Here is an 18,163-nt window from a genome sequence, read left to right as displayed (position 1 = left end):
TCGAGCTGCGCATGTTTTCGATGGTGCGCTTGACCACATCCATGCCGACGCCGCGCCCCGACAGAGCCGAGATGGTCTGTGCGGTCGAGAAGCCGGGGTGGAACAGGAACTGATGGATTTCCTGGTCGGAGGCGGTAGCGCCCGGCGCGATCAGTCCCTGCTCCTCAGCCTTGGCGCGGATCCGAGCCGTATTCAGACCACCGCCATTGTCCTTCACGGTCACGAGGACCTGCGCGCCGGCATGCACGGCGGCGAGTTCGATCCGGCCCTGCTCCGGCTTTCCGGCGGCGACCCGCGCGGCCGGCGCTTCGATGCCGTGGTCGATCGCGTTGCGGATCAGATGGACGAGCGGATCAGCCAGGCACTCGATCATCGTCTTGTCGAGTTCGGTGTCCTCGCCCGAGGTGATGAACTCCACCGGCTTGCCGAGGTCGCGCGACAGATCGTGCACGAGGCGGCGGAAGCGGCCGAACAGCGAGCCGATCGGCACCATGCGGGCACCCATCGTGGTGTCGCGCAGGCTGGAGGCGAGGCGTTCGATCTCTTCGGCGATCAGCTTGATCGAGATATCGTTGCCGGAAGCTGCGAGTTGGGTCAGGCGCGCTTGCGCGATCACCAGCTCGCCGACCCGATCCATCAGCTCGTCGAGCCGTTCGGCCTGGACCCGGACGGTGGCGATGCCGCGGTCGTCGGCGCGGCGGGGTTCGCCGCTGCGGCGCTCCACAGCCGGCGCGGCTGGGGCGGCGGATGCAGCCTGCGGCGCGGGCTTCACTTCCTCCGCACTTTGCGGCGGCTCTGGCGGCAGAATGGACACGTCCGGCAGCTCGAGCATCGGCACCGGCTGCGGCGCTTCGCCTTCGAACAACGGCTCCAGCGACAGCTGCATCTCGTCCTGGACGAACATGAAGACGTCGTCGATCGCGGCCTTGTCGCAATCCGAATGCAGCGAGACGTCCCACTTCAGATAGCAATCCTCGGGCACCAGCTCGTCGAGGAACGGAATGCCGTCGGTCAGCGGCATCGCGAAGCAAGAGCCGAGCTTGCTGAGGTCGTCGAGCAGATCGAGCGGGTTGGACCCGTTACGCAGGATCTGAGAGTCGAATTCGAAGCGAAGATGCCAGCCGACCTGGCGGCGCTCCGACACCGGGGTCGGGGCCGGCGACGAAACGGGCGACGACGCCGCGGCTTCGACGGCTTCGGCGGGCGAAACGAACCGGCTGAGATCGGCGAGGATCGCGTCGCCGATGATCGCATCGGTCTCGTCCGGCGTTTCGATCAGCGCGCGGATGAAATCCTTGGCGGCTAGCGCGACCGAGACCAGATCCTGGGTCGGCTTGATCTCGCCCTTACGGACGCGCTCGAACGCGGTCTCGAATTCGTGGGTGAAGGTGGCGACCTTGTCGAACCCGAACATCGCGCCCGAGCCCTTGATGGTGTGCAGGGCGCGAAACGCGGAGTCGACCAGTTCGCGGTCGTCGGGATTCTGGCCGAGATCGAGCAGCGCCGCTTCCAGCACCTCGAACAGCTCGGCCGCCTCTTGGCGGAAGACGGCTGCCGGATCGATCGTGGTCATGACCGCACCAGCTTGCTCACCACGGAGAGCAGTTGCTCCGGCTTGAACGGCTTGGTGATCCAGCCGGTGGCGCCGCAGCTCTTGGCCTCCTGCTTGACCGCGTCATTTGACTCGGTGGTGAGGAACACGATCGGCAGGCCGACCAGGTTGGGCTGCTTGCGAAGCGCCTTGATCAGTTCGAGGCCATTCATCACCGGCATGTTGAGGTCGGTGATGACGAGGTCGACCTTGGTGGCCTGCGCCTTCGACAGGCCCTGGGCGCCGTCGCCGGCTTCGACGACGCTGTGGCCGGCCGGCTCGAGCGTCACCTTGATCATCTGGCGGATGCTGGGGGAATCGTCGACGGTCAGGATCGTGGCCATTACGAGCCACCTTTCTTTTGCGGGAAATGCTTGTCGATTATTTCGTCGCCGGCGAAGCCGGCACGCTGAATTGTGTTGAGGAGGACCTCGGAGAGCTCTGTCAGCACCACCGGGCGGCCCTGGGCCTCTCCGGTCTTGGCGGTCGACAGCAGAAGCTGGATCGAGGTGAGATCGGCCCTGTTCACTTTTGAACAGTCGATCTCGAGCGGACCTTGGCGGCCGAGCGCTTCCTGGATCGTCTCGTGGATACTTCGGATGGAAGAGATACTACAGTCGGAAGGAAGCCGAAGCGCGGCTCCCGCTTCGGTGGGATTGAACGTCATTGCTATCCCCAGCCGCGAGACGACTCATCGTCTCTGCGATTACTTTGTCGATACAGGAAAGCGTGACGTCTAATTATTAAGATAGTGTACTACGCACCGCTAAACTGCATTCGTGCAAACCTCATGGCGACCGACGCATAGCTTCGGCCTGGAGACACGGTGAACTACGAGGCAATTCCCGATTTTAGTATTAGATCAAAAGATACGCAGGTTACGGACGCTTAGTTCGGATTTAACGGATAACTGTTAGGTTGAATTTCGACGCACGTACTGTGGGTTGCACAATATGCTCATTCAAGCGCTGGTTGTTGACGACAGTCGGTCCGCGTTGGACTACTTGAAGCGGACGATCGAATCCGACGGCCAGGTTCAGGTGATCGGCTTCACCGATCCGGTGCTGGCCCTGGCATCCGCCCGGAATCTCGACATCGACATCGTCTTCGCCGACTATGAGATGCCGAATATGGACGGCATCAGCCTGATCCGGCGGCTGCGCTCACTCCCCAAATTCTCCGACATTCCGATCGTGATGATCACCTCGATCGAGAGCGACGAGGTGCGGCTGCAGGCGCTGGACGCCGGTGCGACCGACTTCCTGCCGAAGCGGCCGAAGAGCCTCGAGACCCAGGTCCGGCTGCGCAACATGATCCGGCTGGGCTCTGCGGTTCGAAAGCTGAACGACCGCGCTGCGCTGCTGGCGAGCGAGGTGGCGCGCGCCACGCACGCACTGCAGGAGCGCGAGGAAGAGATCATTCTTCGGCTGGCGCTGTCGGTCGAGTATCGCGACAACGACACCGGTGATCACACCCTCAGGGTTGCAAAGTACAGCCGGATGATCGCGGAAGGATTGGGACTACCGGAACGGCTATGCCGCGACATCTATCTGGCCGCGCCGCTGCACGATGTCGGCAAGGTCGCCACCCCCGACCATATTCTGCTGAAGCCGGGCAAGCTGACGCCGGACGAGATCGCCGTGATGCAGACCCACACCACGATCGGCGCATCGATCCTGGCCGGCAGCCGGTGCGAACTGATTCAGCTCGCCGCCGACATCGCGGTCGGTCATCACGAGCGCTGGGACGGCAAAGGCTACCCGAACAAACTGAAGGGCGACGAAATTCCGATCGCGGCCAGGATCGTCGCGGTCGCCGACGTGTTCGACGCGCTGGCAACCGCCCGCCCATATAAAGAGGCGATGCCGCTGCCGGTGGCGCGGCAGCACCTCGAAAACGGCCGCGGCCAGCACTTCGACCCGGCCTGCGTCGACGTCTTCCTGACGCGCTGGGACGAGGTGGTGGCAATCGCAACTAAGCGGCTGAAGCTCCATCCAAGAGACGGCGCTTCGCTGCAGCCGTCACTCACCCCCGACGCGCAGGAGCCGACCATCACATTGCCGACGCCGGAAGTGACCTACACCGTAGCAACCTGACTGTTGTCCGGCGCCGTGACGTCGGACACATCTCTCTTTTTATAGGCAGGGCGTCGCCACAAGAATCACGACCCCAGTCCAGACCGTTGCGCCGATGGCCGCCGCGGCCGATCCGATCGCGGCCTGCCGCAAGAATCTGGACGTCCGAGCGTTCGCGTCCGATCGCAGTCGCACGCAATAGATCAGCAGCCCGGCCAGTGCCGCCAGATGGACGAGCCAGATCGCGAGCAGCGTCAGCCGCAACGGCGTGACGCCGCCGATCGCATCGCTTTGCCAGCCGAACGCACAGCCAAGCGCCAGCGCCGCATACAGCAGCGTGAAGGCCGACGCCCAGATCACGAAGCCGGCGGGGATCAGCAGCAGCGCAAGCCGCGGCTTCATGAACTTGTCCGCATCAGCAGCGGCAAGCCGAACACCGTCAGCACCACCGTGACGGCAATGGCGGCGGTGAAGCCAGCCCAGATCGCACCGAGCCTGAGATCGAGGCTGCGAGCCGGCGATATGAAACCGGCACGGCTCCGCCACAGACCGAAGCCTGAAAACACCAGCCCGACCGCCGCGTGCAGGCCGGCATACAGCAGCATCACCAGGGTGACGGCCGCATAGGCGTGCCGCGTCGGATCCGGCGCGGCGGATATAATGACAGCACAGCCGACCAATCCGCCGATCTGCCCGAGGCCGGCGAACACAAGCGCGGCCTCGCGTCGGTTGGCGCGCGCAAGGATCCGCCGCGTCGTCGCCAAATAGCTGGCGACCAGTGCGACCGCGAGCCCGGCGATGACCAGCGCCGTACCCCATTGTGACCAGGGCAATAGCTCCGGCGGCGGCCAGTTGGGGGCGACCACCCACAAGAACAGCAACCCGAACCCGAGGGACGCAAAAGCCGTGGCGTCCGCGGCGAGCGCCAACCAAAGCGCCCACAGCGCGGGTGGCGAGGCCGCTTCGCTATGCAGCACCGCAGTCTCGCCATTGCCGACCGGCAGCGGCCCGCGGTCGCAACGCCCACCGGACGAGGGCGCCCAAAGCAGCAGCGTCGCAATCACTCCAACCAGCGCACCGACCGCCACCAGATAGAGTTTGAACAGAACTGCCAGGAAGAAGACACCGGTCGCGACCGCGCTGACGAACGGGAGAAAGCTGCGGTTCGGCAGGCGGACAATCTGCTCGATGCGACCCGAGATCGCGTCGACCCCGAGCGTCTCCAGCGCCTGGTCACGCACGAAGCCGAGATAACCAGCACCAGCCGCCAACCTGGCGCCAAGATCAGGCTGCTCAGCAAGCGGAAGGCGCGACGCCACCAGCGGAAGAGACGCAAAATTGTAGCTTGGCGGCGGAGTCGCGGTCGCCCATTCCAGTGTGCCGGCGCCCCACGGGTTACGATTGCAGCGTTTGCCATGCCGCCAATGCATCAGCACGTCGACCGTGAACAGCGCAAAGCCGATCGCCATGATGAAGCCGCCGATCGACGACAGCAGGTTCGGCCACTCCCATCCGGTCTCCGCACCATAGCTGGTGATCCGGCGTGGCATGCCGAGCAGGCCAGTCCAGTGCATCACCAGAAAGGTCAGGTTGAAACCGATCAGGATCAGCCAGAACGCAGGCGTGCCGAGGCTATGGCGCGGCACTCGCCCGGTGAGGTGCGGCAGCCAATAATAGGTCGCCGCCAGGATCGGAAACACGAAGCCGCCGACCAGCACGTAGTGCAGATGCGCGACCACGAAATGGGTGTCGTGCGCCTGCCAGTTGAACGGCACGATCGCCAGCATCACGCCGGTGAGGCCGCCGATCACGAATACCGAAAAGAAGCCGAGCAGATACAGCATCGGCAGTTTGAGCTGCGGCCGCCCGGCTGCCAGCGTGCCGAGCCAGGCGAAGATCTGCACCGCGGTCGGCACCGCCACCGCGGTGCTGGCCGAGGAGAAGAACGCCAGCGCGAGATGCGGAATCCCGACCGTGAACATGTGGTGGACCCACAGCCCGAAGCTGAGGAACGCCAGCGCCACCACGCTGACCACGATCCAGCCGTAGCCGATGATTTCCCGTCGGGCAAAGGTCGGCAGCATGGTCGACACCATGCCGGCGGCCGGCAGAAAGATGATGTAGACCTCGGGATGGCCGAACAGCCAGAACAGGTGCTGCCAGAGCAGCGCATCGCCGCCGCGGGTCGGATCGAAAAACGGCAGACCGAATGCGCGCTCCAGCTCCAGCAGCACGGAGCCAAGGATCAGCGGCGGAAACCCGACCAGCATCATGAAGGCGGTGACCAGCAGATACCAGGCAAGCAGCGGCATCTTGTCGATCGACATGCCGGGCGCGCGCAGCTTCAGTATCGTGGCGATGATCTCGATCGCCGCCGAGATTGCCGAGATCTCCACGAAGGTGACACCGATCAGCCAGATGTCGGCGTTGATGCCCGGGCTATAGGTCTTCGATGTCAGCGGCGTGTACATGAACCAGCCGCCATCCGGCGCCAGTCCGATCGCGAGTGCGATCACCAGGATCGAGCCGCCAAACAGGTAGCACCAATAGCCGTAGGCGCCGAGCCGGGGGAACGCCATGTCGCGGGCGCCGAGCAGCTTCGGCAGCAGGTAGATCGCAAACCCTTCGAACATCGGGATCGCGAATAGAAACATCATCACCGTGCCGTGCATGGTGAAGATCTGGTTGTAGACGTCCGGGCCGAGAAACGCGCTGCGCGGCGTCGCCAGCTGCGCCCGGATCAGCATCGCCAGCACGCCGCCGATGCCGAAGAACACGAAGGCCGTCATGATGAAGCGCCGGCCGACGATGTTGTGGTTCACTGCCGACAGGCGAGCCCAACCGGGTGGCGTGCCCCACAACGCTTCGAGCTGCTTGTGCAGCCGGATCGCAGCGATCGGAGGCCGGGGCCGATGATCGATGCCGTCCGTCATCGGCGATCCCGCGGCAGTTCGGCCAGGCGGCCTTCGTAACTGTCGTCGGCATGCGCCGTGACGCGGAAATCCATCGCGGTGTGGCCGCCGCCACAGAACTCGGCGCAGACACCGCGATAGCTGCCGGGCTGATCGGCGCTGAGCCGGATGACATTGATGTGGCCGGGGATCGCGTCGATCTTGCCGCCGAGCCGCGGGATCCAGAAGCCGTGGATCACGTCCGGGCTGGTGACGTGCAGATCGACCGGACGCCCGACCGGCAGATGCAGTTCGTTGACGGACACGCGCGCTCCTCCGGCTGTCGCCGGATAGCGGAAGGTCCACTGCCACTGCCGCGCCTCGACCTCGATCCGCGTCACCTCGGCGGCACGCGGATGCGCCAGCAGCCGTTCGCCGGTCAGCAATCCGAAGCCGAGCAACGGCATCAACACCATGACCGGCAGCACCAAGCCGCCACCCGCGAGCCACAGCTTCGGCCTGTCCGGCGCAGCGCTGCGCCGAACGAACGCCCACAGCAGCAGCACGATCACCAAGCCGAACAGCACCACCGCGCCGGCGAGCATCAGCCACCACAACTGCGCGATCGCCGCCGCCGATGGACCGGCGGGGTCCAGCGTCGACAGCGGACCGCCGCATCCGGCCAGCGGCATCGTGGCGGCGGCAACGATGCAACCGGCGGGTCCTCGCTGCATTACCGAACGAAGAGGTGAGCGATGCCCAAATCCGTCGTCGAGGAGATCAGCGAATACGACACCAGTTCGGTGGTGGCGTTCGCCGGCCATCCGGTCCACGCGATGCTGGTGGCATTTCCGATCGCGCTGGTGATCTCCACCTTGGGCTGCGACGTCTTCTATTGGTGGAGCGCCGATCCGTTCTGGGCCCGAGCCGGACTGTGGGCGAGCGGCTTCGCTTTCTGGCTCGGCGTCGCGGCCAGCATCGCCGGCACCGCCGAGCTGTTGCTGGTCAAGGGCATCCGCCAGCGAACCACGAGCTGGACCCATGCAGTCGCAGGCGTCACGCTGGTGTCGATCGCCGGGGCGAATTGGGGATGGCGGTTGATGAACGAGGACCCGGTGCTGCCGGTCGGGTTGATGATCTCGGCGCTCGGCACCGTCTTCGTCGGCCTCGCTGGATGGCACGGCGGCAAATTGGTTTTCGATCACGGCGTCGGCCTGATGGTCTCGACCAACGACTGAAGTCCGCCGGGCTGCGTCAGCCAGGTTGGCAGGCCGTTCGGCGACAACTCGGGCTTGGCAAGGACCAGCGTCAGGATGCCGGTGATCGTAGCCAGCGTCGCGGTCGTCATGATCCAGCGCCGCCAGACCGCGTAGTGCCCATGTGCGCCGAATAGATTGAGGATCAGGTAGCCGCTGCGAATGTGGATCACCACCAGCAGCCCGACCACGACCAGCTTCAGCATCATCCAGGCGGTGAACGCCTCGCGGAGGAACAGGAGCCAAGTGCCCGCCACCACGGCGACGAACGCCGCCGGCGATGTGATCTTGATGAACAGCGTTCGGGTCAGCCGATGCAGTTCGGCCGCCGCGATGTCGGAAAGCCGACTGCGGTGCACGAACAGACCGGGGAGCGCCAGCAGCCCGGCGCACCACACCATCAGCGCCAGGACATGAACGACTTTCAGCCACGCGATCATCGGGCCGGTTCATGGGCGATCATCGGGCGGTCGAGCCGACGCGCCAGCAGAACCAGCGCGACCGCAAGATAGGGCAGCGACGCCGGCACCCACATGATCAGACCGGCGAGCTGCTGATCCTGCAGCGCCGACAGCCCCCACGCCGTGGTGACGCCGAGATGCGCGTCGTATAGCGGCGTCCGCGCGAACGTGATGACCGCGCCCAGCATCCCCATCTGCACGACCGATCCTAACAGCAGCCCGAGTGTTCGTCCGATCGGCGCGACCGGCGACAGAATCACCAGCCACAGCGCCATGGCGCTGCCGAGCAGGCTCAGCTCCATCACCCAGAACACTACCGGGTCAGCTAACGCGGCCGCGTAGGGCGCCGGTGCATGCCATAGCCACAGCAACACCGTATGGAGGATGAAGACAGCAGCCGCCCGCCGCGCCAGCAGGTGCGCCAGCTTGCTCCGCCTCCACGGCAGCGCCAGCAGCGGGGCCGCCACGGCGACCAGGACAACGTGATGAGTGACGCGCGCCGAGAACAGCGCCGAAGTCAGCGCGCATAGTGGCGAGACAAAGAGCACAGCCAGGAGCGCCCATCCAAGCAGGGGCGCCACGCACGCCTTACGACCCGTAGCCTGCGACGATCGAGTCACCATCCCGAGATGAGCCGAGCTTCCGACCACCAGGGCAGCGATCAGCGCCGGATCAAGATTCCATCGGGCGATCAGCTCCGCAGGCAGCGGCGCCAATCCGCAATACGGCTCGATCATCGCGTCTTCCCCAGGATCGCGAGCACTGTCTTGCGAGCGGCGCCGACAGAATCGGCCAACGCGATCGATGGCATGCGCCGCTCGGCGGATTCGCGGGAGGCAACGTGCAGGTGCGAGCAGGGATGCTAACGGAAGCCGGCGGCAAATCGCCACGCGCCGGGCCTACCGTCACGACGCCCGGCACAGCCGGGAACGTGACGGCCTTGCTCCGATAAAGGGAAAGTGGCGCTCATCGCGCGTGAATGCGCAAGCGCCAGGGGTCGAGCGAAGCAGTTTGGGCCGCCAATGAACTCACAAGGGCAGCAGAACTGGCCGAGCGCGTTCGTCGCGTGATCCGACGATCACTCGCTCACGCTGGGCGAGCTCGCAATTCGCAGACGTCGATCTTGGGGGAGCTCAGAACAGCCGCCTCGCTGACGCATCAACGAGGCGGACCAAGTGGGAGCGTCAGGCCGCGAGGTCGGCCCGCAGCTGCGGCAACAATTTGGATTCCTCGACGAAATCCAGCGCACCGTTGATCTCGACCGCACACATCCGGGCGGCATCCCGATTCACAAAGATCGCGCGCACGACGCCGCGCCGTCCGTTATCCTTGCAGACTTCGTCACCAAGCTTGAATTGGTTCATTCACACACTCTCCGAAAAGAGCCGGTGTTACGCATCCAGCCCGATCTCCTTCCTGGCGCGGAAAAGGTTAACGACTCGTTAACCATAAAGACAGGGGCGTGAGACCAGGCTCGCGTCTGAATCCGGGGGCTGCGCGACGGACATGGCTATTCGGCTGCTGGCCCGGAGCCGCCGGACGTCGACGTTAGGCCCGCGCCTTATTGGACTGCGATGATGACGTGATCGGCTTCGAAGGTCACCGCGGCCTCGGCGTTCTCCGCGATTCCGAGATCTTCGGCATCTTGGCGCGGGACCACCGCAACGATGGTCTTGCCGCCTCCGATGTCGAGATTCACTTCCGAATGCACCTCGGCGTCGACCCTGCGCTTGACCACACCGCGAAACACGTTGCGGCGCAGCTTCGACGCCTCGTCGGGCGTGACAAGGCGCACGAACGGCGCCTTGATCAAAGCAAGCGCTTTGCGCCCAGGCGCAAGATCGAGCTGTTCGGCAGCGGCGTTGGTGATCGTCGCGTGGATGGTAAGGTCGTCCGACACTTTGAGTTCGACCTCGACGTCGACCGGCCAACGTCGGATGTTGATGACCTCAACGATGAACTTGTTGCGCGCAGAGACCTTGAAGCCGCTCGCCCACAGCAGCGCGTCGCCGATTTCCTCAAGCCCTTCCTCCGCGATCAGCGTCGAGATCTTCGTCAGATGCTCCTCGAGTCGGTGAAACACGGTGATCAATCGCCGCCCTTCCGGGGTAATGTCCGCGGCACCACCGACGCGGCCGCTGGTCCGGGTCAGGAACGCCGGCGTCGGCAGCAGATTGTTGATGGCGTCGACGGCTTCCCAGGCGGTCTTGTAACTCAGACCCATCGCCTTCGCGGCCTTGCTGATGCTGCCGTGTTCGGCGACGGCCTCGAGCAGGTGAATCCGGTCCCGACCCGCCAGAAGGCGTCCACCGCTGCGCAACACCAGATATGCGTCGATCTTATGGTCTGCCATCGCTCGTGCCGCGGGTCGCTTGCCAGCGGCTAACCTAGGCGATCTGGTGCGGACGCGAAAGCGAACGCCGGCAGAGGCGCGCGTGCGGGCAGCGCTCGCACCGTGGCTTCGCGATCAGGTGTCCGCGGATTGGCGCTCGGCCGCAAGCGCGGTGAACCAGGCGACGACGGCGTCGGCATCGGCCGGTAGCATCGTCCAGCCTTCGGCGGCGAACGCGATCCAGCCCGGCAGCATCGCCTGCTCCACGGCGACCAGCGCCGGAACGTCCTGCACGAGAGCCAGCCCGATCTCTTCGCGAATGCCGCGTCCAGCGATCTCTTCCTTGGCAAATCGGCCAAAGAACACGAGGTCGGGTCGGCCGGCAATCGCTTCGGCCAGTCGCATCCGCGCGGTCGCGAGGCCATCGGCGTTCAGAATGCACGAGGTCGAGCCCGGTCCGAGATCCAGCGACAACGCGATCGAATCGCCGCGAACGATATCATCGAGCCAAAATGAGGCCCGGCCGTTGGAATGGCGCGGTCCGAGCCCGGCGATACGAACTCTTGGAAGCCCGACAAGGCGGTCGCGTGCGGCGGCCAGGATCTCCTCCAGTGCGTCCCCGGGCTCGTAGACCATGACGGCGAGAGGAAGCGGGGCCATCGGGCGGATCTCCTGGAGCTGAGTTAGCGGGCCGGCGTCGCCGGCAGGTCGCAGCGTGTGACGACACGCCGTCCCATCGGGGTGGTCTCGATCGCGAGGTCGAGACCGTAAAGCGCGCGCAACCGTTCGGCAGTGAGTATCCGATCGACCGGCCCGACTGCGACCGGATGGCCGCGCCCCAGGATCACGACGTGATCGGCGATCGCAAACGCGTGCTCGGGTTCGTGGGTCGACACCAGCAGCGACAGGCCGCGCGCCGACAGCGCGCGGATCTGGTCGAGCAGGCCGAAGCGGTTGCCGAGATCCAGACTGGCGGTGGGCTCGTCCATGATGATCAGTTCGGTATCCTGCGTCAGGGCGCGTGCGATCAGCATCAATTGCCGCTGACCGCCGGAGATGCGGTCGGCGGATCGGTCGGCGATGTCAGCGATACCAAGCGCCTCCAGCGCTCGCCAGGCCGCCGCATAATCGTCGCGGCCGGGCGACGCGAACAGACCGAGCCGCGCGGTTCGGCCCATCACCACGATATCAAGCACGGTATGGGTCGGATCGCCCTGGTAGGCTTGCGGAACATGCGCGATGCGGCGCGCGATCTCCTCCGGGCGAAGTGTCGAAATATCGTGACCGCCGATTACGATCCGGCCGCGCAGCGGTGGCAGAATCCCCAGCACGGTCTTGAACAGCGTGGTCTTGCCGACACCGTTTGGTCCCATCAGGCAAGTCGTGCTGCTGCCCGACAGCACAAGGTCAATTCCCTCGGCGAGCGGCTGCCCGTCATACCCGATCGCAACGTGGTCGAGGACGAGGCGCCTAGTCACTCCCGCCTCCAGATCGAACGAGATCCCCGCCGCGTCATCAGCCAGACGAACAGACCGCCACCCACCAGGGCGGTCAGCACGCCGATCGGAATTTCGATCGTTGCGGCGGTGCGGGCGATGGTGTCGACCACGACCATGAAGGCCGCGCCGATCAGAATCGACACCGGCAGCAGCCGGTCGAAGCGCGGCCCGACCAGGAGCCGGGCGAGATGCGGCACCATCAGGCCGACCCAGCCGATGATGCCGGAGATCGCGACCACGCTGGCGGTGATCAACGTCGCCGCGACGATGACGATCTGCCGGGTGCGGCGGACATCGACGCCGAGCGCACGCGCGTCGTCGTCGCCGCAGGACAGCACGCTGATGCGCCAGCGCAGCAGGAAAAGCGGGATCATGCCGACCGCGACCGTCGGCGCGACGACTGCGATGTCGTCGGGCCGGATGCTGGCCAGGCTGCCGAGCAGCCAATAGGTGATCATCGGCAGTTGCGCGTAAGGGTCGGCGACGATCTTCACCAGCGAAATCGCCGCTGCCGCGAGCGCGCCGACGACGATACCGGACAGCACCAGCATCAGGATATCGCCGCGCTGGCGCAGCGACCACGCCAGCGTCACGACCAGGATCACCGTCAGCGATCCGCTCACGAAGCCGAGCGCTTCGATCATCACGACCGGCAGCCCGAACAGAATGCCGATGACGGCGCCGAAGCCCGCGCCTTGCGAAACGCCGAGGATGTCCGGAGACACCAGCGGATTACGAAACAGGCTTTGATAAGCCGCGCCGGCGGCCGACAACGCTGCGCCGACGCAGATCGCCGCGGCGATGCGCGGCAGCCGCACCTGAAAAAGCACCGCCGCGATCTGCTGGTCGATGTGGCCACCCCCGATCCACGCCATGATCGCCGCAACAACGTCGCCCGGCGCAATGCGATATGGTCCGATCCCGGCGGCGACCACCGCGACGATCAGCAACAACACTGCAAAGCCGGCGACGACCGGCGTGATGCGCAGGATAGGCACCTCAGCGACGAAGCCCTTCGAGGAGCCTGTCGAGATCGGCGTCCTGCACATTGACCTGATAGAACAGGCGATAGAAGTCGCGCAGTTCGGTCTTCAGATCGGACGTTGCCTGCGCCGGATAGAGCGCGTGCAGCAGCAGCGGCAGACCGATCAGCCGGTTGAGCGAAGGCGGCAGGTCGATCGTGCCGAACGGCTGGTTCGGCAACAGAAGCACCCGCTTGTTCTGCACCGCCGGGACCGGCTGCCACTCGGGACGGCTCATGATCAGATCCCGCACGGCGGGATCGATGGTGATGATCGTATCCGGTGCCCAGCCGATCACATGCTCGGGCGACACGCGCGCGAGCCCGCCAGCCTCGCGGATGCCTTCGACGACATTGACGGCGCCGACCCGCTCGATGATCTCGGTATTGATCGAGCCACGCGATCCCGTTTCGAAGCCGTCATTGCCGCGCGCGAGATAAATGCGCGGACGCGACGCTTCGGGCACGGTCGCAACCACACGGTCGACTTCGGCGAAGATCGCCTCGCTGGCTTTGGCTAACTCCTCACCGCGCGCGCTCACCCCGAGGATCTGCGCGAGCAGCCGGATCGCAGCGGGCGTGTTTTCGAAGCGACCGTCGATCAGGACGTAGGGAATCCCGGTCTGCGCCTGAATGCGGTCGGCAATCGAGCGATAGGTCTCGTTGACCGACCCGAGATCGATGATGAGATCCGGCTTCGCTGCCATCAATCGCTCGGCGCTGATGGTATCGCCGCGCCCGGTCAGCCGGCCGAGTTCGGGAAGATCGCGGACCATCGGCAGCAGGAACGGCTTGTCGATGTCGCGTGGCGCGCGGCCCCAGCCGATCATCTTTTCCGGTGCGACCACATAGAGAAAGATCCCGGCTGGCGGCCCCGCCGCGAACACGCGCGTAATGGTGTCGGGAACCTCGACGCGGCGGCCCACGGAGTCCGTCACGGTGCGCGCATACGCGTCAGGCGTGCATGCGGCAAAGATCAACATCGTCAGCGCAAGCAGGACCACCAGACGCCGGGCTGGTCCGATCATCGCCGCGGCTCGCCGACCTGGAAGTCGCCCGGCTTCGGCGGCGCGAGCGGCATGAATTCGGCGCGGTCCGGCTTCAGATCGACCAGCGGCGTGCCGTCCAGACAATCGAGTCCGCGCACGAACAGATTGGCACCGTCGCGGCGGTCGACACGGGCGATCGAGGTGCCGATCGGATTCGGCCGCAGCGGCGAGCGGATCGAAAACGTGCCGCGCGCGTCACCGTCGTTGCGCGGACATTGCAGCAGCAGATCGCGCCGCGACCGATGCAGCCAATAGAACACTTCGAGCAATGTGCCGTCGTCGATGCCGGCGAGAGCCGGCAGCCAGGTCTCGAACACCTCGATTCGGCAAACCGGACCATCGGCACGGCCGTGGCGGGGGCAATCCTCCAGCCTGTTCCACGGCGTGTGAATGCGGCCGATGAAGACCACGCCGGCGTCGGGGCTTCCCGACCAATCTGAGGCGAGTTCGCCAGCTCGGATGTCGTCGGTCGCGCCCATGTTTCGGCTCACATGCCCTTTGCTGCCCATCGAGAGGTCTCGACGCAGGTAAGGGCATAGTCAGATATATGTACATAAAAGAAACAAGCTCGACCTTCGACTACCGGGGCGGCCGAAGTTTGCACGCCCAGCCTTCGCTAGCGATGCGAGGTCGCGATCAAGGATCGCTTCCTACAGAGTTGCATAGATGCAACGCATGGTACCGAAAATACCCACCTCTGGCTGACTTAGCATATTCAGATACCGAATTGCTCAACGTTGAGGCACTTACGCTCGAAGTGACCGATTTTGCCCATTGTGGTCCGTAAAGCGGACAGTGCAGATATTATATGTAATTGGATTATACGATTGTGACGTCGTGATGGCTTTCCCAGAATTTCTGCCGGCCAAGGGAGCGACCTGTCGCTCGGCGTGCGGGGACCCGGCGACGCTACAGATCGGTATCTCCGTCCGGACAACCCAGCACGACGACGCGCTTACCGCAGGACCGTCGCGTCTCGGTCGCGTGACGCTCGATCGGATCGGCGGGAGCACCGACCTCACGACACCATTATCGCCGGCGGCCGACCGAGGCCCGCGGCGCTTCTCGTTTTCCGACGCAAAGGGGCGTCGTTCACAGGGGGCAAAAATGAAACGAGTGAGCCAGTTGAGCATCCTGCTCGCGAGCGCAGCGACCATGACTTCAGTCGACGCTGCACGAGCGGGCAACGAAGGCGTCTATGAATTGGGGACGATTCATGTGACCGCGGCAGGCGCCAACTCATCGGAGTTCAACAACTTCGGCGGCAGCACGATCTCCAACCAGCAGACCGAGCGCTTCGATAAGCACACGCTCGACAGGGCGATCGACCTCGTGCCGGGCGTGGCCGCCGGGACCACCGGCAGCCAGCGCAACGAGACCAACATCTATGTTCACGGTTTCGACCGGCTGCAAGTGCCGTTGTCGATCGACGGCGTGCGCATCTATCTTCCCGCCGACAACCGGATCGACTTCTCCCGCTTCCTCACCGACGACATCTCCGAGATTCAGATCGCCAAGGGTTACGTCTCCGTGCTCGACGGTCCAGGGGGCCTCGGCGGCGCCATCAACCTCGTGACGAAAAAGCCGGTACGGCCGATCGAAGGCGAGTGGCGCTCGCAGGCCGAGTTCGGCAACGGCGGCCGGTTCGACGGATTCCGCAATTACGGGCGGGTCGGCGGCAAGCAGAACGACTATTACTTCCAAGCAAGCGCGAGCTGGCAGAAGATCGACGGTTGGGAGCTGCCGTCGAGCTTTACGCCGACCTCGATCGAGAACGGCGGACGCCGCGACTTCTCGTCGTCGAACGATTGGAGCGTCAACCTGAAAGCCGGATGGACGCCGAATCCGGAGGACGAGTACTCGATCAACTTCATCCGCCAGAACGGCCAGAAGGGTGCGCCCTACAATGTCGAGCCGACGGCGTCGCAGAAATACTGGTCGTGGCCGTATTGGAACGTGCAGATCCTGTCGGCGGCGACCAAAACCGCGATCGGCGATGACGCCTACGTCAAGACGCGAACCTTCTGGGAAACGTTCGACAACGCGATAGACATGTGGGACGACGCAGCGCAGACGCTGCGCTATTCGAGCAGCGCGTCGCGCTCGATCTATCAGGATTGGGCAATCGGCAATTCGATCGAGGTCGGCAAGGATTTCGGCCGATTCGATACGCTGAAATTCGCCACTCACGTGCGGCGCGACAACCACTCCGAGTGGAACGAGCTTTACACCGACCGCTACGGCCTGAACGGCACGACAACGCCGAAGAGCAAGACCTGCGCCACCACCAAGACGGCCAACATCAATTGCTTCGATGAACCGGCCCAGACCTCGACTGAAGACACCTATTCGGTCGCGACCGAGAACACCGTGCATTTCGGTCCAGATATCGACTGGGTGCAGGGCGTCAGCTACGACTGGCGCCACCTCGGCAAGGCCGAGGAATACGTGCTGGGACAGGTCAACAAGTCGGTCTATTATGAACCGTACTGGATCAACTACAGGCTGACCGATTCTTCGGCGCTGAACTGGCAAACCGCGGCGGTCTGGCGCTATTCAGAAACCGCCAAGCTGTTTGCGAACATCTCTGACCGCACTCGCTTCCCGACGTTGTTCGAGCGGTTCAGCTCACGGTTCGGCACCGGCGCCTCCAATCCCGATCTGGCGCCGGAGCGTGCCATCAATTACCAGATCGGCTGGACCAACGCGTTCGCCCCGAAAAGCCAGGTCTCGATCCTCGGCTACTACGCCACGGTCGAGAACATGATGCAGTCGGTCGCGACCGGCAAAAGCTACACCGACCCGATCACCGGCAAGGTCTCCGCGATCACGCAATATCAGAATGTCGGTGACGGCCACCGCTACGGCGTCGATTTCGCGATCGACTATGCTTTCACTCCGACGCTGATCGCGGGCGGCAACATCTCCTACATCCACAATCTGCTCACCAATCCGATCGACCCGACGATCGAACAGACCGGCATTCCGACCGTGAAGGGCATGGTCTACGCGACCTACAGTCCGATCGAGGGGCTGACGCTGACGCCGAACGTGACCTACGCAGACGAACGATGGTCGCAGAAGACGGAGGTGATCAACAACAAGACGGTCTCCAGCTACGTGAAGACTGGCGCCTATGTGCTGGCCAACTTCGCGACGGAGTACAAGGTGCGTGAGAATTTCACCGTGTCTGGCGGCGTGAAGAACATCTTCGACAGAAACTACCAGCTTGCTTGGGGCTATCCGGAGCCCGGCCGCACGTTTTACGTCGGCTTCAAGGGCACCTTCTGACCGAATGGCGGACGGAAGCAGGCCCCGTCGAGACGGGGCCTGCGACGGAGAATTCGATGCACGACATCTCGCTCACCCCCGCCGCCGTGTTCGCCCAGGCCGGGCCGGTCGTCAAAACCGTGCTGGTCCTGTTGCTCGCGGCATCGATCCTGAGCTGGGTCTGGATCGCGGAAGCGGTGGTGGCATTCATGCGGCTGTCGGCAGCGCTCCGCCGCAGCCGCGACGGCGACGAAGCAACGATCCTCGCCACGGTCTCCGCCGCGGGCGCAGCAGCGCGCGATGCATCGCCGCGAGGCACCAGCGAAGCCGATCGTCGGGCGAAGGTCGTCGATGCCATGACGCGGGCCGCGCGCGACCTGATCCTTAAGGCCGAAGCGGGGCTACCCAATCTGGCCATCGTGTCCTCGGTGGCGCCTTTCGTCGGCCTGTTTGGGACGGTGTGGGGAATCATGACCAGCTTTGCCGGCATCGCCGAAGCGCGCGACACCAGCCTTGCCGTGGTCGCACCAGGCATCGCCGAGGCACTTGCGGCCACCGCCTGGGGGCTCGCGGCCGCGATCCCGGCGTCGATCGGTTACAACCGCATCGGCGCATTGTTCAACAGGACGGCGATCGCGCTCGACGATTTCGTGCAGGCAGAGGCCGAGCGCCTGATCGGCGCGGACCTCGAGCGCGCCACCGCGAGATCGCGATAGGA

Annotated in this window: 19 protein-coding genes; 4 read left to right on the top strand and 15 right to left on the bottom strand. The window is 64.6% G+C overall.

From position 1 onward, the window contains the following. From DY467_RS20035 to DY467_RS20025, 3 genes are all read right to left on the bottom strand, one after another. Positions 1 to 1,573 (bottom strand): chemotaxis protein CheA (locus tag DY467_RS20035; protein ID WP_164638507.1); only part of this gene is annotated, 1,573 nt, incomplete at its 3' end. Next, entirely contained in the window at positions 1,570 to 1,935 is a 366-nt protein-coding gene (locus DY467_RS20030; RefSeq protein ID WP_011155711.1) for a response regulator, read from the bottom strand. The genes DY467_RS20030 and DY467_RS20035, both read right to left, overlap by 4 nt. Further along, the gene (locus DY467_RS20025; protein ID WP_164638505.1) at positions 1,935 to 2,258 is read right to left on the bottom strand and encodes an STAS domain-containing protein; all 324 of its coding nucleotides are present in this window, start codon (positions 2,256 to 2,258) and stop codon (positions 1,935 to 1,937) included. Before DY467_RS20025 ends, DY467_RS20030 begins: the two co-directional genes overlap by 1 nt. A gap of 286 nt (positions 2,259 to 2,544) precedes the next feature. On the opposite strand from DY467_RS20025, the gene DY467_RS20020 reads away from it, so the two are divergent. After that, on the top strand, positions 2,545 to 3,687 hold the full coding sequence (locus DY467_RS20020) for an HD domain-containing phosphohydrolase (protein ID WP_164638503.1): 1,143 nt from the start codon (positions 2,545 to 2,547) through the stop codon (positions 3,685 to 3,687). Positions 3,688 to 3,726: 39 nt separating this feature from the next. On the opposite strand, the gene DY467_RS20015 is transcribed toward DY467_RS20020, so the two are convergent. From DY467_RS20015 to coxB, 3 genes are read right to left on the bottom strand one after another with little or no spacing between them, the layout of a single operon-like run. Further along, positions 3,727 to 4,068: a hypothetical protein gene (locus DY467_RS20015; RefSeq protein ID WP_164638501.1), complete on the bottom strand. Its 342-nt coding sequence runs from the start codon at positions 4,066 to 4,068 to the stop codon at positions 3,727 to 3,729. Next, positions 4,065 to 6,599 (bottom strand): cytochrome c oxidase subunit I, encoded by a 2,535-nt coding sequence (ctaD, locus tag DY467_RS20010; protein WP_164638499.1) that lies wholly within the window; start codon positions 6,597 to 6,599, stop codon positions 4,065 to 4,067. The genes DY467_RS20015 and ctaD overlap by 4 nt, the downstream gene beginning before the upstream one ends. Further along, complete coding sequence (gene coxB, locus DY467_RS20005) at positions 6,596 to 7,291, bottom strand: cytochrome c oxidase subunit II (RefSeq protein ID WP_164638497.1); 696 nt, start codon at positions 7,289 to 7,291, stop codon at positions 6,596 to 6,598. The genes ctaD and coxB overlap by 4 nt, the downstream gene beginning before the upstream one ends. 21 nt (positions 7,292 to 7,312) lie before the next feature. On the opposite strand from coxB, the gene DY467_RS20000 reads away from it, so the two are divergent. Next, positions 7,313 to 7,795, top strand: a complete 483-nt coding sequence (locus DY467_RS20000) for a DUF2231 domain-containing protein (protein ID WP_164638495.1) — start codon at positions 7,313 to 7,315, stop codon at positions 7,793 to 7,795. Here DY467_RS20000 and DY467_RS19995 read toward each other — a convergent pair. The 9 genes from DY467_RS19995 to DY467_RS19955 form a co-directional block, all read right to left on the bottom strand. After that, positions 7,759 to 8,253 (bottom strand): CopD family protein, encoded by a 495-nt coding sequence (locus DY467_RS19995; RefSeq protein WP_164638493.1) that lies wholly within the window; start codon positions 8,251 to 8,253, stop codon positions 7,759 to 7,761. The two genes, DY467_RS20000 and DY467_RS19995, sit on opposite strands and share 37 nt — an antisense overlap. Further along, positions 8,250 to 9,011, bottom strand: a complete 762-nt coding sequence (locus tag DY467_RS19990) for a cytochrome c oxidase assembly protein (RefSeq protein WP_164638491.1) — start codon at positions 9,009 to 9,011, stop codon at positions 8,250 to 8,252. The genes DY467_RS19995 and DY467_RS19990 overlap by 4 nt, the downstream gene beginning before the upstream one ends. Before the next feature lie 447 nt (positions 9,012 to 9,458). Further along, positions 9,459 to 9,638 (bottom strand): hypothetical protein, encoded by a 180-nt coding sequence (locus DY467_RS19985; RefSeq protein WP_107342404.1) that lies wholly within the window; start codon positions 9,636 to 9,638, stop codon positions 9,459 to 9,461. Positions 9,639 to 9,835: 197 nt separating this feature from the next. Continuing rightward, positions 9,836 to 10,627, bottom strand: coding sequence for a TOBE domain-containing protein (locus DY467_RS19980; RefSeq protein ID WP_164638489.1), 792 nt, complete (start codon positions 10,625 to 10,627; stop codon positions 9,836 to 9,838). A 114-nt stretch (positions 10,628 to 10,741) separates the two neighbouring features. Continuing rightward, positions 10,742 to 11,266, bottom strand: a complete 525-nt coding sequence (locus tag DY467_RS19975) for a DUF2478 domain-containing protein (protein WP_164638486.1) — start codon at positions 11,264 to 11,266, stop codon at positions 10,742 to 10,744. 23 nt (positions 11,267 to 11,289) lie between these two features. Next, a complete protein-coding gene (locus DY467_RS19970) occupies positions 11,290 to 12,084 on the bottom strand; it encodes an ABC transporter ATP-binding protein (RefSeq protein ID WP_164638484.1) in 795 nt (264 codons plus the stop codon). Then, entirely contained in the window at positions 12,081 to 13,103 is a 1,023-nt protein-coding gene (locus DY467_RS19965; RefSeq protein WP_164638482.1) for a FecCD family ABC transporter permease, read from the bottom strand. The genes DY467_RS19970 and DY467_RS19965 overlap by 4 nt, the downstream gene beginning before the upstream one ends. Before the next feature lies 1 nt (position 13,104). Continuing rightward, on the bottom strand, positions 13,105 to 14,154 hold the full coding sequence (locus DY467_RS19960) for an iron ABC transporter substrate-binding protein (protein ID WP_164638480.1): 1,050 nt from the start codon (positions 14,152 to 14,154) through the stop codon (positions 13,105 to 13,107). Beyond that, positions 14,151 to 14,654 (bottom strand): SAM-dependent methyltransferase, encoded by a 504-nt coding sequence (locus tag DY467_RS19955; protein ID WP_164638478.1) that lies wholly within the window; start codon positions 14,652 to 14,654, stop codon positions 14,151 to 14,153. The genes DY467_RS19960 and DY467_RS19955 overlap by 4 nt, the downstream gene beginning before the upstream one ends. A gap of 676 nt (positions 14,655 to 15,330) precedes the next feature. On the opposite strand from DY467_RS19955, the gene DY467_RS19950 reads away from it, so the two are divergent. Both DY467_RS19950 and DY467_RS19945 read left to right on the top strand, forming a co-directional pair. Then, entirely contained in the window at positions 15,331 to 17,466 is a 2,136-nt protein-coding gene (locus DY467_RS19950; RefSeq protein ID WP_246701589.1) for a TonB-dependent receptor, read from the top strand. Between the two features lie 56 nt (positions 17,467 to 17,522). Beyond that, positions 17,523 to 18,161, top strand: a complete 639-nt coding sequence (locus tag DY467_RS19945) for a MotA/TolQ/ExbB proton channel family protein (RefSeq protein ID WP_107342412.1) — start codon at positions 17,523 to 17,525, stop codon at positions 18,159 to 18,161. Positions 18,162 to 18,163: the final 2 nt, after the last annotated feature.

The sequence above is a fragment of the Rhodopseudomonas sp. BR0G17 genome, from assembly GCF_010907025.1.
GTDB lineage: Bacteria > Pseudomonadota > Alphaproteobacteria > Rhizobiales > Xanthobacteraceae > Rhodopseudomonas > Rhodopseudomonas palustris_H.
The sequence above is the reverse complement of the archived record's forward strand: the minus strand, read 5'-3'. Positions and strand labels throughout refer to the sequence as shown.